This window comes from Amycolatopsis thermalba (genome assembly GCF_003385215.1).
Lineage (GTDB): Bacteria > Actinomycetota > Actinomycetes > Mycobacteriales > Pseudonocardiaceae > Amycolatopsis_E > Amycolatopsis_E thermalba.
In genome coordinates, this window is record NZ_PQHW01000140.1 from 1 (window position 1) to 15004 (window position 15004).

Sequence of the window (15004 nt, forward strand, 5' to 3'; positions counted from 1 at the left end):
CCCCCAACAGACAGGCCAGCCGCCGCGGGCCCCCGCTCCAGGGGCATGGCCTGCGGGATCGGTCCGCGGGGGCGCGCGGCGGCTGGCTTGTCTGTTGGGGGCGAGGTCGCTGGGGCCCCCGCTCCGGGGGCATGGGGTGCCTGCGGGATCGGTCCGCGGGGGCGCGGCGGCTGGCTCGCCTGATGGGGCGAGCCGGGTCTGCCGCGGCTGCCTACGCGGCCACCGGCAACGCGTCGCGGGTGAAGTCGATCGGGGCGCGCTTCGTGTCCGACTCCAGCAACGGGCGGTACCTGTCCGTGCCCGTCAGGTGCGTCAGGAAGAACGCCGTGAACAGTGCCCTGACCAGCACCTGCGTCCGGCGGTCCGGCTTTCCGTGCAGCAGGCGCTGGCTCCAGTGGCTGCCCTCCGTCAGCGCCAGATGACTCGACTTGTCGACCTTCCGGTACTGGACCGGCCCGCCCCACGCCTTCGCTATCGCCTCGGCGTTGCCGCCCGCTGGTGCCATCAGGTCGCCGTCCGCGGCCAGGTGCAGGCCAGGCACGACCACCCGCACGGCCGCCGCGCTCGCCGACGGCAGCGTCTGCGCCGCGGCGAACGTCGCCACCCCGCGCACCCCGCCGGAAGCCGCGGCCAGCACCGCTGAACCGCCGCCCGTCGAGTGCCCGGCCAGCCCCAGCCGGGCCGGGTCCACGCTGATCGCGTCCGGGCCCAGCCGCACCCCGGTCACCACGTCGAGCGTCGTGCGCAGGTCGGCGGCCAGCAGGCGGTGCGACGGCAGCGGACCCAGCTGCGTCGCGGGCGCCGCGGCCACGACGCCCCAGCTCGCGAGGTGACTCAACAGCCCGCGGTAGCGCCCGGGCGGCTGCAGCCACCCGTGGCCGAACGCGACGGCCGGCAGCCCGAGGCCGCTTCGTGGGGTGAAGACCACACCGGGCAATCCGGCGAGCGCGAGGTTGCCCCGCAGCACCTCGTGCGGTCCCGCGTGCGACAGCTCTTCGAGCAGCTCCTTGGGCTTGCTGACCATGGTCGAGAGCTTAGGGCAGCCCGCCCCGGCACGGCCGCGCAACATCCATCGGAAGCGCGGTTTCGCCGAGGTGGAGATGAGCCGGGGGAGCGCACACCGTTTCCCTCGTTAGGCTGGTGGGGTGTGCGGAATCGTGGGATATGTCGGTCACCGGCAGGCGCTGGACGTCGTGCTCGGCGGGCTGCGCCGGATGGAGTACCGAGGCTATGACTCGGCCGGGGTGGCCGTGCTGGACGGCGCCGGCGCGCTGACCGTCGAACGCAAGGCGGGCCGCCTGGCCAACCTGGAGGGGGCGCTCAACGAAACCGGCCTCGACCGGTTCGCCGGCACCGCGGGCATGGGCCACACGCGCTGGGCCACCCACGGCGCCCCCATCGACCGCAACTCGCACCCGCACCGGGACGCCTCGCAGCGCGTCGCCGTCGTGCACAACGGCATCATCGAGAACTTCGCCGCCCTGCGCGCGGAGCTGGAGGCCGACGGTGTCGAGATGACCAGCGACACCGACACCGAGACCGCCGCCCACCTGGTGGCCCGTGCCTACGCCGACGGCCCCACCGCCGGTGACCTGCCGGCCAGCGTCCGGGCCGTGTGCCGCCGCCTCGAAGGCGCGTTCACCCTGGTCGTCACCCACGCCGACCAGCCGGACATGATCGTCGCCGCGCGCCGGTCGTCGCCGCTGGTCGTGGGCGTCGGCGAGGGCGAGCACTTCGTCGCCTCCGACGTGTCGGCCTTCATCGAGCACACCCGCGAGGCCGTCGAGCTGGGACAGGACCAGGTCGTGGTCATCAGCCGCGACGGCTACGACATCTCCGACTTCGCCGGCGAGCCCGCGCAGGGCAAGCCGTTCACGGTCAACTGGGACCTCTCCGCCGCCGAGAAGGGCGGCCACGAGTACTTCATGCTCAAGGAGATCGAGGAGCAGCCGGAGGCCCTGGCGAACACGCTGCGCGGGCACTTCGACCGCGGCCGCATCGTCCTCGACGAGCAGCGCCTGTCCGACCAGGACCTGCGCGAGGTCGACAAGGTGTTCGTGGTGGCCTGCGGTTCGGCCTACCACTCCGGCCTGGTCGCCAAGTATGCGATCGAGCACTGGTGCCGCCTGCCGGTCGAGGTCGAGCTGGCCAGCGAGTTCCGCTACCGCGACCCGGTGCTGGACCGGGACACCCTGGTCGTCGCCGTGTCGCAGTCCGGGGAGACCGCCGACACGCTCGAAGCGATCCGCCACGCCCGCGACCAGAAGGCGCGCGTGCTGGCCGTCTGCAACACCAACGGCGCGCAGATCCCCCGCGAGTCCGACGCCGTGCTCTACACGCACGCCGGGCCGGAGGTCGGGGTCGCGGCGACGAAGACGTTCCTGTCGCAGATCGCGGCGAACTACCTCGTCGGCCTCGCGCTGGCGCAGGCCCGCGGCACCAAGTACCCGGACGAGGTCGCGCGCGAGTTCGCCGAGCTGGAGGCCATGCCGGCCGCCGTGCACAAGGTGCTGTCCACTGTGGACCAGGTGCGAGCGCTGAGCCGCGGCATCGCCGACTCGAAGGCCGTGTTGTTCCTCGGCAGGCACGTCGGCTACCCGGTCGCGCTGGAGGGTGCGCTCAAGCTCAAGGAGCTGGCGTACATGCACGCGGAGGCCTTCGCCGCCGGTGAGCTCAAGCACGGCCCGATCGCGCTGATCGAGGAGGGCCTGCCGGTCGTCGTCGTGATGCCGTCGCCGAAGGGCCGCGCCGTGCTGCACGCCAAACTGGTGTCCAACATCAGCGAGATCCAGGCCCGCGGCGCGCGCACGATCGTCATCGCCGAGGAGGGCGATGACACGGTGCGCCCGTTCGCCGACGAGCTGATCGAGGTGCCGGCGGTGCCGACGCTGCTCCAGCCGCTGGTGTCCACGGTGCCGCTGCAGGTGCTGTCGGCCGAGATCGCTCGCTCGCGTGGTTACGACGTGGACAAGCCGCGCAACCTGGCGAAGTCCGTCACGGTCGAGTAGACAGGGCCGCGTGCGAGGCATTTGGACCACTGACCGGATCCGCGCGGCTGAAGAACAGCTGCTGGCCGTCACGCCCGAAGGCGCGTTGATGCACAAGGCTGCGTTCGCGGTCTCCGTGCACGCGGCTGAGATGCTGGCCGAGCACACCGGGCGGGTGTCCGGGCGCCGGGTCGCGCTGCTGGTCGGCGCGGGCAACAACGGTGGCGACGCGCTGTGGGCGGGTGCGTTCTTGCGGCGCCGCAATGTGAGCGTCACCGCGATCCTGCTCAAGCCGGAGAAGGCGCACGCCGCCGGGCTGGCCGCGTTGCGCCGGGCGAAGGGCCGGGTGGCTTCCGTCGAGGACGGTCCCGCGGTGCTCGACGGCGCGGACCTGGTGATCGACGGGATCGTCGGCCTGTCCGCGCACGGCGGTCTCCGCCCGGACGCGGCGGCGCTGGTCGAGCACGTCCGCGCGCCGGTGCTGGCCGTCGACCTGCCCAGCGGCGTCGAGCCGGACACCGGGGTGGTGCCGGGGACGCCGATCACGACCACGTGAACGGTGACCTTCGGCGCCCGCAAACCGGTGCACGTGCTCAACCCGGCGCGCTGCGGCCGGGTCGAGCTGGTCGACCTCGGCCTGGACCTGGACGAGCCGGACCTGTCGCAGTTGGACGCCGCCGATGTCGGCCGCGCGTGGCCGATGCCCGGGCCGGCGGACGACAAGTACAGCCAGGGCGTGACCGGCATCGCGGCCGGCTCGGCGACCTACCCGGGCGCGGCGGTGCTCGCGACCGGTTCGGCGGTGCTCGCGACCTCCGGCATGGTGCGCTACGCCGGCCCGGCGGCGGATGTCGTGCGGTCGCGGTGGCCGGAAGTCGTGGCGACCGGTTCGGTGACCGACGCCGGGCGGGTGCAGGCGTGGGTGGTCGGCCCCGGCATCGGCACCGGGAGCGAGGGGCGCGAGGTGCTCACCCACGTGCTGGGCGCCGGGGTCCCGGTGTGCGCGGACGCCGACGCGACGACGCTCATGGCGCACCGCCCGGACGTCCTGGACGCCCGCGACCCGGGCACGCCGCTGGTGCTGACCCCGCACGCCGGCGAGTTCGAACGCCTGATGGGCCGGCCGCCGGGCGAGGACCGGGTGGCGTCGGTGCGGGAGGCCGCGGCCAAGTACGACGCGGTCGTGCTGCTCAAGGGCAACGTCACGATCGTCGCCGACCCGGACGGCCGGGTGCTGGTCAACGTCGCCCGCGGCTCCTGGCTGGCGACGGCCGGTTCGGGCGACGTGCTGTCCGGCTTGATCGGTTCGCTGCTGGCGAGCGGGATGGACCCGTGGCTGGCTGCCGGGTGTGCGGCGTACGTGCATGCGCTGGCCGGGGACCTCGCGGCACGCGGGGCGCCGGTGTCGGCGTCGGGGATTCTCGCCGCGATTCCGGATGCCGTGCGGAGGGTGCGCGCCGGCGCTGTCTGACGCCGAGCGCGTGCTCCCGGGGCGCAATCAGCAGGTCTGGGCGGGGGTGGGTGCTGCCCGGGTTGATTGGCTCGCTGCTCGCGCGCGGCGAGGGTGGCTGGCGGGGCGGCCGGCCTCCGGGAGCCTCGCCGAGGGTGCGCGCCGGCGCTCTCTGAACACGGACTATCACCCACAGCTCCCGTAGGAGAACTTACCTATCAAGTTATCGAGTTATGTGTTAACAACTGCGAGTTCCTCTGGTAAATAAGTGGCGTCCCCATCAACTACGGAGGAACCCAATGACGGGAGCGCCCCCACGGGGCCTCGCGCGGCGGTCGGTGCTCAGAGGGGCGCTGGCGGGCGGCGCGGCCCTCGCCACCGGCGGCCTGCTCGGCGCCTGCGGTGCCCGCCAGGACGCGCCACGGATCGCCACCGACGACCGCTGGCGCCAGTTCGCCGGCGCCACCATCAACCTCATCTCGGAGAACACCGCCCCCACCGCGGCGATCGCGGCGAACCTCAAGCCGTTCACCGACCTGACGGGCATCAACGTCAACATCGTCACGCTGGAGCTGTCCGCCCTGGTCCAGAAGGTCGCGCTCGACCTGGCCGGCGGCGAATCGCAGTACCACGTCTTCTACGCCGACCCCTACCAGGTGCTCGCCCCCTACTCGAAGGGCCTGGTCGACCTGCGGGAACTCGCCGGACAGCCCGGCCTGCCCGAGTTCACCGGCTGGGACGACTTCATCCCGACCCAGCTCGACGCCGCCGGCCGGTTCGGCGACCGGGACAAGATCTTCGCCGTCCCCTACGACTGCCCGACGATGATCTGGCAGTACCGCGCCGACCTGTTCGACAAGTACTCCGCGCGGATGGCCGACGACCTCGGCTTCGACCCCACCCCCGGCCTCGACCGGACCTGGGACGAGTACCTGCGGATCGCGAAGTGGTTCACCGACAACGCCGACGAGGTCGCCTACGGCACCGGCCACCAGGCCAAACAGCACGACTCGCTGATGTGCGACTTCTCCAACGTGCTGTGGTCCTACGGCGGCGACTACTTCGACCGCGGCACCGAGATCGGCCTCTACGGCACCACCGACCCCGGCCCGTGCCGCCTGGGCAGCGACGCCGCGATCGCGGCCGCCGAGTTCTACCAGCGGCTCCTGTCGATCGCCGACCCGTCGTCGAAGACCTGGGACTGGAACGGCCTGGCCCCGGCGCTCAGCTCGGGCCGCATCGCGATGTGCGTCAACTGGCACGAGTACGCGGCCACCAACGAGAAGGCCATGCCCGGCCGCTTCGGCTACGCCCCGCTGCCGCGCGGGCCGGTCCGCTCCGCCAACCACTTCGGCGGCTGCGGCATCGGCATCAACGGCAACACCCAGCCCAACGAGCGGATGGCCGCGTGGCTGTTCGTGCTCTGGGCGACCTCGACGCAGACGCAGCTGGCCAACCTCAAGAGCGAGGCGGGCGGCGGCACCCCGACCCGCCAGTCCGTGTACGACCTGCCCGAGGTCCGCGTCGCCGAGCACCGGCCGTCCGCGATGCCGAACATCCTCGCCGCGCCCGCCGTGGCGACCGCGTGGCAGCCGGAGAACATCGGTCTGCGGCCGAAGATCCCGATGTGGAACGAGTGCGACACCGCCGTCTACACGCAACTGTCCAAAATGCTCGCCGGGGATTCCTCGCCTGCCGGGACGATGCGTGACGCGGCCACGAAGATCGACCGGATCACGGCACGGGGGTGGGCGGCATGACCACGACACTCGACGCGCCCGCCGAGGCGCCGGCCCGGAACACCAAGCCACGCAAGCGGATCGGCTTCCACGGCCTGATGATGACCCCGGGCATGCTCCTGCTCGCGCTGCTGTCGGTCATCCCGCTGGTCACGATCATCGCGATGAGCTTCTCGCGCGTGCACCTGCTCGGCGGAGTCGTGTTCGACAACGTCGGACTGACCTACTGGGCGCGGCTGTTCGGCGACCTCGACCTGTGGGTGCAGTGGCTGCGCACCATCGCCTTCTTCGTGCTGACCGTCGGCCTGGAGATGGTGCTGGGCCTGGGATTCGCGCTGTGCCTGTGGAAGCTGGTGCGTGCCCGCAACCTGCTGCTGACGCTGTTCCTGCTGCCGATGTTCGTCGCGCCGGTGATCGTCGGCCTGCTCGGCCGGTTCCTCACCGACTCCACGTTCGGCCTCTACACGTGGCTGCTCGGCCTGGTCGGCTACCACGGCGACATCCTCGGCGGCGGCACGTCGGCGTTCCTGGCGGTGGTCGCGATGGACGTCTGGGAGTGGACCCCGCTGATCACGCTCGTCGTGCTCGCCGGCCTGACCGCGGTGCCGCAGAGCATCCGCGAGGCCGCGGCGCTGGACGGCGCGAACGGCTGGCAGAGCTTCCGGCACGTCCTGCTGCCCTCGATCTCCGGGGTGCTGCTGGTGGCGCTGCTGATCCGCTCGATGGACGCGATCCGCTACTTCGACATCATCAGCGTCACCACCAACGGCGGCCCCGCGGACGCGACCAAGACGGTGCCGATCCGGTTGTACGAAACGGCTTTCCGCTTCTTCGACCTCGGCTACGCCGCGGTGATCGGGCTCGTCATGCTCGTCGTGACGATCCTCATCGCGCGGGCGTTCGTCCGGGTACTGGACAGGAAGGGGCTGACCCGATGACGACGAGCGCCATCGACCGCACCCCGCTGCGCGCCCGGCTGGGCGTCCGCGTGGTGGTGCTCCTCGGTCTGCTGTGGACACTGGTGCCGCTGGTGTGGATGGTCGCGTCCTCGTTCAAGTCCGATGTGGACGTGACCGCCGCGGAGCCGGAGTTCCTGTTCCAGCCTACGCTGGAGAACTACCGCAGCCTGTTCACCGGGGCCAACAACCTCGGCCCCTACATCTGGCACAGCGTGCTCGCCTCCGGCATCTCCTCGGTGCTCGCGGTCGCGATCGGCGCGCTGGCCGGGTACGGGCTCGCCGGCACCCGGATGCGCGCCAAGAAGCACGTGGCGTTCTGGATCATCTCGACCCGGATGGCGCCGATCGCGGTCGTGGTGCTGCCGCTGTTCCTGCTGTTCCGCGGCGCGAACCTGATCGACAGCATCCCCGGGCTGATCCTGGCGTACCTGACGTTCAACCTGCCGTTCGCGATCTGGCTGATGAGTGCGTTCTTCGCCGAGGTGCCGCCGTCGGTGGAGGAGTCCGCGCTGGTCGCGGGCTGCACGCGGTGGCAGGCGTTCTGGTACGTCGTGCTGCCGCTGACCAAGTCGGGCCTGGTGACCACCTTCGTGCTGTGCCTGGTGTTCTCCTGGAACGACTACGCGTTCGCGCTGGTGTTCGGTGGTCCGCACTCGCAGACCCTGCCGATCGCCGCCGACCAGCTCGTGACGCAGACGGGAATCGACTGGGGCCAGCTCACGGCGATCGGCACTATTGTGGTGTTGCCGATGATCGTGGCCGGTCTCGCCGTGCGCCGGTGGCTGGTCACCGGCCTGACGCTGGGAGCCGTGACAGGTGAGTGATGTGCCCGCGACGATGAAGGTCGCCGTGCTGTACGGGATCCACGACATCCGGATCGAGGAGCGGCCGGTGCCGCGGCCCGCGCCGGACGAGGTGCTGATCCGGGTCGCCTCCGTCGGCACCTGCGGTTCCGACGTGCACTACTACGAGCACGGCCGCATCGGGGACTTCGTCGTCGAGCAGCCCCTGGTCCTCGGGCACGAGCCCAGCGGCGTGGTGGTGGCCCGCGGCAGCGACGCGCGGCGGCACGAGATCGGCGCGCGCGTCGCCCTCGAACCGGGTGTGCCGTGCTCGGTGTGCGGCGAGTGCAAGGCCGGCCGCTACAACCTGTGCCCGCGCATGCGGTTCTTCGGCACCCCGCCGATCGACGGCGCGTTCTGCGAGTATGTCGTGCTGCGCGAGGACTTCGCGCACCCGGTGCCCGACGCGCTCAGCGACGACGCGGCCGGCCTGCTCGAACCGCTGTCGGTGGGCGTGTGGGCGAGCCGCAAGTCCCGCATCGCGCCGGGCAGCCGCGTGCTGATCACCGGGGCCGGTCCGATCGGCCTGGTCGCGACCCAGACCGCGCGGGCGTTCGGCGCGAGCGAGGTCGTCGTCACCGACGTCAACCCGCGCCGCCTCCAGGTGGCGGAGGAGCTGGGCGCGACCGCGACGATCGACGTGTCGCGGGAGAGCCTGGCCGGCGCCGGGTTCGAGCCGGACGTGCTGCTCGAATGCTCGGGCGTCCCGGCCGCCGCGGGCCAGGCGATCCGCACGGTGGCGCGCGCCGGCCGGGTCGTGCTGATCGGCATGGGCGGCGACGAGATCCCGCTGCCGCTGGCGCACGTGCAGAACTTCGAGCTGGAGGTCACCGGCACCTTCCGCTACGCGAACACCTGGCCGACGGCGATCGCGCTGGCCGCCGGCGGCGAGGTCGACCTGGACCGCCTGGTCACCCACCGGTTCGGCCTGGACGAGGTCGAGCAGGCGCTCACCATCGCCGCCAAGGACGACTCGGTGATCAAGGCGGTGGTGCGTGCCTAGGCCGTCCGACGCCGAGGTCGAGCAGCGCCGCCAGGAGGTCCTGCGGCACGTGATCGACTGCGGTGAGGTACGCATCGACCAGCTGACCGAGCAGTTCGGGGTCAGCCTGATGACGATGCACCGCGACCTCGACGACCTCGCCGAGCGGCGGCTGTTGCGCAAGCTGCGCGGCAAGGTCGCGGCCTACCCGGCGCTGACCATGGAGACGGCGAAGCGCTTCCGGGAGACCCTCAACCTGCCGGTGAAGGAAGCGTTGTCGGCGCTGGCGTTCGAGCAGGTCACCGCGGGGCAGACGGTGTTCGTCGACGATTCGACGACCCTGTTCCCGCTGGTCCGGCGTTTCCCGGAGCTGGGGCGGCTGGTGGTGATCACCAACTCGCTGGAGGAGGCGCGGATCCTCGGCGAGGCCGAGGGCGTCGAGGTGCTGCTGCTCGGCGGCCGCTACACCGAGTTCGACTCGTGTGCCGGCCCGGACACGGTCGCCGCGCTCGGCCGGATGCGGGCCGACGTCGGGTTGGTCTCCGCGACCGCGGTCGCCGGTGGCCGGCTTTACCACCCGGTGCGCGACTACGCGGACCTCAAGACGGCCGCGCTGGCCGCGTCGAACCGCAACGTGCTGGTGGTCGACCATTCGAAGTTCGGCCGCACCGCCACCTACGACTACGGTGACGTGAGCGCCTACGACGTGGTGATCACCGACGACGAGACGCCCGCCGAGGAGATCGCCGCGATGCGCGCGCTCGGCGTGGAAGTGCTGGTGGCGCAACTCCAGGAGGACGCATGACGGACAAGCTCGTGGCCGGGGTCGACTCCTCCACGCAGTCCACCAAGATCGTCGTCTGCGACGCGGGGACCGGCGCCGTGGTGCGCACCGGCCGCGCCGCGCACCCGGACGCGACCGAGGTGGACCCGCGCGAGTGGTGGCGGGCCTTCACCGAGGCGAGCGACGGGTTGCTGGACGACGTCCAGGCGCTGGGCGTCGGCGGTCAGCAGCACGGCATGGTGACCCTCGACGAGGACGGCGAGGTCGTGCGCCCGGCGTTGCTGTGGAACGACACGCGGTCCGGTCAGGCGGCCGAGGACCTGGTGCGCGAGCTGGGCGGCCCGGCGGCGTGGGCGGAGGCGGTCGGCCTGGTTCCGGTCGCCAGCTTCACGGTGACGAAGCTGCGGTGGCTGGCGGAGCACGAGCCCGAGCTGGCCGACCGGGTGGCGCGCGTGGTGCTGCCGCACGACTGGCTGACCTGGCGGCTGACCGGCGGCGAGGCGGTGACCGACCGCGGCGACGCGTCCGGCACCGGGTACTTCTCGCCCGCGGACGGCGTGTACCGGCGGGACATCCTCAAGCACGCGTTCGGCGGACGGGACCCGGAGCTGCCGCGGGTGCTGGGCCCGGCGGAGGCGGCCGGGCGGACACCGGACGGGGTGCTGGTCTCGGCGGGCACCGGCGACAACATGGCCGCGGCGCTGGCGCTGGGCCTCGGCGAGGGCGACGTCGTGGTGTCGCTCGGCACGAGCGGGACGGTGTTCGGCGTGTCCGAGACGGCGCCCGCGGACGCCACCGGGCTGGTCGCCGGGTTCGCCGACGCGACCGGGCGGTTCCTGCCGCTGGCCTGCACGCTCAACGCGGCGCGCGTGCTGACCGCGACCGCCGGGATGCTGGGCACCGACCTGGCCGGGCTCGACCGGCTGGCGTTGGCGGCCCCGCCCGGCGCGGAGGGCCTGACGCTGCTGCCGTACCTGGACGGCGAGCGCACCCCGAACCTGCCCACGGCGGCCGGTTCGCTGCACGGGCTGCGCCGGGGCAACATGACGCCGGAGAACCTGGCGCGGGCCGCGGTCGAGGGCATGCTGTGCGGGCTCTCGGCGGGGCTGGACGCGGTGGCGGCGCAGGGCCTGTCCGCGCGGCGGGTGCTGCTGATCGGCGGCGCGGCCCAGTCCGAGGCGGTGCGGGCGATCGCGCCGGTCGTGTTCGGGGTGCCGGTGGTGGTGCCGCAGCCGGCCGAGCACGTGGCCCTGGGCGCCGCGCGCCAGGCCGCCTGGGCACTCGCCGGCGGCGCCGAGCCACCGGCCTGGGAGGCGAAGGCGCAGGTGACGCTGGAGCAGCCGGCGTCACCGGAGGCGGGCGACGAGATCCGCGGACGCCACCTCGCGGTGCGGCAGCTGGTGCACAACGTGCCGGTGCAGGGGGCCTGAGGACGTTCGGCGGTGACCACCACCACGGGCGCCGTTCCCGCCCGCACCGCACCCGGTAGCCCGGACGTGGGAAAATGGGCCCCGATGAGTCCCGATTCCCCCCGTGCCGAGGTTGTCGTCGACCTGGCTGCCCTGCGCCACAACGTCGCCCTGCTCGCGAGCCGGGCGGCGGCTTCCGGTGCCGCCACGATGGCGGTCGTCAAGGCCGACGGCTACGGCCACGGCGCCGTCCCCGTCGCGCGGGCCGCGCTGCAGGCCGGCGCCACCTGGCTCGGGGCCTGTTCCCTGGACGAGGCGCTCACCCTGCGCGCGGCGGGCATCACCGCGCCGCTGCTCACCTGGCTCGACCTGCCGGCCACCGACTTCGCCCCGGGCATCGCCGCGGACGTCGACCTCTCGGCCGGCTCGCTCCACGAACTGGCCCGCATCGCCGAAGCCGCCCGCCGGGCCGGGAAGAAAGCCCGCGTGCACCTGAAGATCGACACCGGCCTGTCTCGCAACGGCTGTCCCGCCGCGGACTGGCCCGCCCTGGTCAAGGAGGCCGCCGCGGAGCCGGCCGTCGAGGTCGTCGCGATCTGGTCGCACCTCGCGTGCGCCGACGAGCCCGGCCACCCGTCGATCGACCGGCAGACCGACCGCTTCGCCGCGGCGTATGGGATCGCCCGCGAAGCCGGCCTGAACCCGTTGCGGCACCTGGCGAACTCGGCCGCCACGCTGAACCGGCCGGACCTGCACTTCGACCTCGTCCGCCCGGGCATCGCGATCTACGGACTCAACCCCGACCCGGAGCCCGAGGACCTGCGCCCGGTCATGACGTTCCGGTCCTCGGTCGTGCTCACCAAACGGATCCGCGCCGGCGAGTCCGTCTCCTATGGACACACGTGGACCGCGCAGCGCGACACCACGCTGGCGCTCGTGCCCACCGGCTACGCCGACGGGGTGCCGCGCACGCTGTCCGGCCGGATGGACGTGTGGCTGCACGGCAAACGCCGCCCGGTCGCCGGGCGCGTGTGCATGGACCAGCTGGTCGTGGACTGCGGTGACGACGAGCCGCCGCTGGGCGCCGAGGTGGTCCTGTTCGGCGACGGCGCGAACGGCGAGCCGACCGCGCGCGAATGGGCCGACAAGATCGGCACCATCGACTACGAGATCGTCACCGGCATGTACCGGCCGCGGATCCGGCGGCGGTACCTGGGGGAGGACGTCTGATGGTGTCCCGCCGGATGCTCACCGTGCTCGGCGGTGCCGTCGCGCTGGTCACCGGCACCGCGGCGGCCACCATCGCGGTGACCGCCCAGCAGCAGCGCCAGCGCGACCACCTCGCCGCCGCGCCACTGGGCACCCTGGACCCGGACCGCACCTCCACCGTCGCCGCCGACGACGGCACCCCGCTGTCGGTGTCCGAGATCGACCCGGCCGACGGCGGCAAGCCCGAACTGACCGTGGTCGGCGTGCACGGGTTCGCGTTGTCGCAGCTGAGCTGGCACTTCCAGCGCCGTGACCTGGCGTCGCTCACGTTGCCGCGGGTCCGGCAGGTCTACTACGACCACCGCGGGCACGGCACGTCCGGCCCGGCGAGCGAAAAGGCCAGCACCATCGAGCAGCTGGCCCGCGACCTCGACGCGGTGCTGCGCGCGGCCGCGGCGGAGGGGCCGATCGTGCTCATGGGCCACTCCATGGGCGGCATGGTGGTCATGGAGCTGGCCCAGCAGAACCCGGACCTGTTCGCCGACCGCGTCTGCGGGGTCGCGTTCATCGCCACCGCGGCGGGCGAGGTGGGCCGCAAGGGCCTGCCGCGCGGGCTGCTGTCCAAGTACAACCCGCTCACCCGCGGCGTCGGCGAGCTCGCCGGGTGGCAGCCGGGGCTGGTCGAGTTCGTGCGCGCCGCGGGCGGGCAACTGACCCGGCAGGCGGTGCGGCTGCTCGCGTTCGGCTCTCGCGACGTCGACCCGCGCGTGGTCGACTTCATGCTGGAAATGCTGGCGGTGACGCCGGTGAAGGAGCTGGTCGGGTTCGTCGACACCCTCGGCAGCCACAACCGGTACGCCGCGCTGGCCGGTCTGAAGCACGCGCACGTGCTGGTGATCGGCGCCGACACCGACCGGTTCACGCCGTACTCGCACGCCGAGCGCATCGCGGCCGAACTGCCCGACGCCGAGCTGGTGCGGGTGCGCGGCGCCGGGCACATGGTGCAGCTCGAACAGCCCGAGGTGGTCAACAGCCACCTCATCGACCTGGTACAGCGATGCGCCGGCGTGACCGACGAGTCCCGCCCGCGCCGGATGTGGCGGTGGTTGAACCAATGAGCATCCAGTTGCCGACGGCCGAGGACACGGTGGCGTTCGGCGAGTCGCTCGGCCGCACGCTGCGGGCGGGCGACGTCGTCCTGCTCGCCGGGCCGCTCGGCGCGGGCAAGACCGTGCTGACGCGCGGGATCGCGGCCGGGCTCGGGGTGTCCGGGCGGGTCAGCTCGCCGACGTTCGTGCTGGCGCGGGTGCACCCGGCGGGGGAGCGGGGCGTGGCGCTGGTGCACGTGGACGCCTACCGGCTGGGCGGCGACCTGACGCAGCTCGACGACCTGGACCTGGACACCGACCTGGACTCGGCGGCGGTCGTCGTCGAGTGGGGCGAGGGTTCGGCGGAGCGGCTGTCGTCGGACTACCTGGTGGTGCGGCTCGTTCGCAGGCCCGACGACGTGCGGGAAATGACCTTGGAACCGCACGGTTCGTGGGTCGAGCGGGTACCCGAGCTGGTGGGCTGATGGGGCGCGCGGTCGTCGTCGAGAGCCCGGGCAAGCTGCGCGTCGTGCGTGCCGAGCCGGAGGATCCCGGCCACGGCGAGGTCGTCGTGCGCGTCGAGTGGGCGGGGATCTGCGGGTCGGACCGCGAGGTGCTGGCCGGGACGCGGCCGGAGGGGTTCGTGCGGTACCCGGTGGTGCCGGGGCACGAGTGGTCCGGGACGGTCGTCGAGCTGGGGCCGGGCACGGATCCGGAGCTGCTGGGCAAGCCGGTGGTGGGCGAGGGGTTCCGCAACTGCGGCCGGTGTGCCCCGTGCCGGCGCGGCGACACGACCCTGTGCCTGGCCGAGTACGACGAGACGGGGTTCACCCAGCCCGGCGCGTGGGCCGAGGAGCTGCGGTTGCCCGCGCGGTTGCTGCACGTCCTGCCCGAGGGCGCCGACCTGCGCGCGGCCGCGTTGCTGGAGCCGGCGGCGTGCATGGCGGCGGCGACGCTGCTCGCGGCGGTCGTGCCGGGCGAGCGGGTGGCGGTGATCGGCGGCGGGACGCTCGGGCTGCTGGCGACCCAGCTGCTGGCGGCGAGCGGCCCGGCGGAGCTGGTCGTGGTGGACCCGCGGGCGTCCCGGGCGGCTGTGGCGTCCCGCTTCTGCGGCGCTTCCGGTTTCTACAGCCCGGGCGCGGCGCCGGGCGGGTTCGACGTGGTGGTGGAGGCGGACAGCGCGCCGGGCACGGGCGCGCTGGCGGTGCGGATGTGCCGCCGCGGTGGCCGGGTCGTGCTGACGGGCCTGGCGGGCCACGAGACGGAACCGATCGCGCCCGCGGACCTGGTGACGGCCGCGGTGACGGTGCACACGGTGTTCGGCGCACCGTCGCGAGCCTGGACGCACGCGGTGAGGGCTTTTTCGACGGGCGTGCTGGACCCGGCGCCACTGATCACGCACGAGTTCCCGCTCGAGGAGGCCGACCGCGCGCTGCGCGTGCTGGAAGACCCCGCCGCCGACGCCGGCAAGGTCCTCCTACACCACTGACCACCACCCCCGCACGCCTCCCGCCTCAGGCGGCGAGTCCCACGCTCCGGCGCGCGAGTCCCACGC

The 15004-nt window shown here is 73.0% G+C and carries 12 protein-coding genes and 1 pseudogene; 12 read left to right on the forward strand and 1 reads right to left on the reverse strand.

Annotated elements, in window-relative coordinates; translation table 11 throughout:
• Positions 1–211: 211 nt before the first annotated feature.
• Positions 212–1024 carry a dienelactone hydrolase family protein gene (locus tag D0D15_RS32720; protein WP_094003932.1) on the reverse strand — a complete coding sequence of 271 codons (813 nt, stop codon included), beginning with the start codon at positions 1022–1024 and terminating at the stop codon, positions 212–214.
• Between the two features lie 121 nt (positions 1025–1145).
• On the opposite strand from D0D15_RS32720, the gene glmS reads away from it, so the two are divergent.
• From glmS to D0D15_RS32780, 12 genes and pseudogenes are all read left to right on the forward strand, one after another.
• Entirely contained in the window at positions 1146–3008 is a 1863-nt protein-coding gene (glmS, locus tag D0D15_RS32725; protein WP_094003933.1) for a glutamine--fructose-6-phosphate transaminase (isomerizing), read from the forward strand.
• A gap of 10 nt (positions 3009–3018) precedes the next feature.
• A pseudogene (locus tag D0D15_RS32730) lies at positions 3019–4458 on the forward strand (NAD(P)H-hydrate dehydratase).
• Positions 4459–4736: 278 nt separating this feature from the next.
• Entirely contained in the window at positions 4737–6197 is a 1461-nt protein-coding gene (locus D0D15_RS32735; protein WP_094003935.1) for an extracellular solute-binding protein, read from the forward strand.
• Entirely contained in the window at positions 6194–7114 is a 921-nt protein-coding gene (locus D0D15_RS32740) for a carbohydrate ABC transporter permease (RefSeq protein ID WP_233157102.1), read from the forward strand. Before D0D15_RS32735 ends, D0D15_RS32740 begins: the two co-directional genes overlap by 4 nt.
• A complete protein-coding gene (locus D0D15_RS32745) occupies positions 7111–7959 on the forward strand; it encodes a carbohydrate ABC transporter permease (RefSeq protein WP_094003937.1) in 849 nt (282 codons plus the stop codon). The genes D0D15_RS32740 and D0D15_RS32745 overlap by 4 nt, the downstream gene beginning before the upstream one ends.
• Position 7960: 1 nt before the next feature.
• The gene (locus D0D15_RS32750) at positions 7961–8980 is read left to right on the forward strand and encodes an NAD(P)-dependent alcohol dehydrogenase (protein WP_094003938.1); all 1020 of its coding nucleotides are present in this window, start codon (positions 7961–7963) and stop codon (positions 8978–8980) included.
• Positions 8973–9764 carry a DeoR/GlpR family DNA-binding transcription regulator gene (locus D0D15_RS32755; RefSeq protein ID WP_094003939.1) on the forward strand — a complete coding sequence of 264 codons (792 nt, stop codon included), beginning with the start codon at positions 8973–8975 and terminating at the stop codon, positions 9762–9764. The genes D0D15_RS32750 and D0D15_RS32755 overlap by 8 nt, the downstream gene beginning before the upstream one ends.
• Entirely contained in the window at positions 9761–11173 is a 1413-nt protein-coding gene (xylB, locus tag D0D15_RS32760; RefSeq protein WP_115945004.1) for a xylulokinase, read from the forward strand. Before D0D15_RS32755 ends, xylB begins: the two co-directional genes overlap by 4 nt.
• Before the next feature lie 84 nt (positions 11174–11257).
• The gene (alr, locus tag D0D15_RS32765) at positions 11258–12382 is read left to right on the forward strand and encodes an alanine racemase (protein ID WP_094003941.1); all 1125 of its coding nucleotides are present in this window, start codon (positions 11258–11260) and stop codon (positions 12380–12382) included.
• Positions 12382–13479, forward strand: a complete 1098-nt coding sequence (locus tag D0D15_RS32770; protein WP_162830712.1) for an alpha/beta fold hydrolase — start codon at positions 12382–12384, stop codon at positions 13477–13479. The genes alr and D0D15_RS32770 overlap by 1 nt, the downstream gene beginning before the upstream one ends.
• On the forward strand, positions 13476–13934 hold the full coding sequence (gene tsaE / locus D0D15_RS32775) for a tRNA (adenosine(37)-N6)-threonylcarbamoyltransferase complex ATPase subunit type 1 TsaE (protein ID WP_094003942.1): 459 nt from the start codon (positions 13476–13478) through the stop codon (positions 13932–13934). The genes D0D15_RS32770 and tsaE overlap by 4 nt, the downstream gene beginning before the upstream one ends.
• On the forward strand, positions 13934–14938 hold the full coding sequence (locus D0D15_RS32780) for a zinc-dependent alcohol dehydrogenase (protein ID WP_115945005.1): 1005 nt from the start codon (positions 13934–13936) through the stop codon (positions 14936–14938). The genes tsaE and D0D15_RS32780 overlap by 1 nt, the downstream gene beginning before the upstream one ends.
• Positions 14939–15004: the final 66 nt, after the last annotated feature.

Excerpts from the sequence above, each read along its gene's own strand:
- D0D15_RS32720 (WP_094003932.1), bottom strand. The coding sequence starts at position 1,024 with ATGGTCAGCAAGCCCAAGGAGCTGCTCGAAGAGCTGTCGCACGCGGGA.
- D0D15_RS32735 (WP_094003935.1), top strand. The coding sequence starts at position 4,737 with ATGACGGGAGCGCCCCCACGGGGCCTCGCGCGGCGGTCGGTGCTCAGA.
- D0D15_RS32740 (WP_233157102.1), top strand. The coding sequence starts at position 6,194 with ATGACCACGACACTCGACGCGCCCGCCGAGGCGCCGGCCCGGAACACC.
- D0D15_RS32745 (WP_094003937.1), top strand. The coding sequence starts at position 7,111 with ATGACGACGAGCGCCATCGACCGCACCCCGCTGCGCGCCCGGCTGGGC.
- xylB (WP_115945004.1), top strand. The coding sequence starts at position 9,761 with ATGACGGACAAGCTCGTGGCCGGGGTCGACTCCTCCACGCAGTCCACC.
- alr (WP_094003941.1), top strand. The coding sequence starts at position 11,258 with ATGAGTCCCGATTCCCCCCGTGCCGAGGTTGTCGTCGACCTGGCTGCC.
- D0D15_RS32770 (WP_162830712.1), top strand. The coding sequence starts at position 12,382 with ATGGTGTCCCGCCGGATGCTCACCGTGCTCGGCGGTGCCGTCGCGCTG.
- tsaE (WP_094003942.1), top strand. The coding sequence starts at position 13,476 with ATGAGCATCCAGTTGCCGACGGCCGAGGACACGGTGGCGTTCGGCGAG.
- D0D15_RS32780 (WP_115945005.1), top strand. The coding sequence starts at position 13,934 with ATGGGGCGCGCGGTCGTCGTCGAGAGCCCGGGCAAGCTGCGCGTCGTG.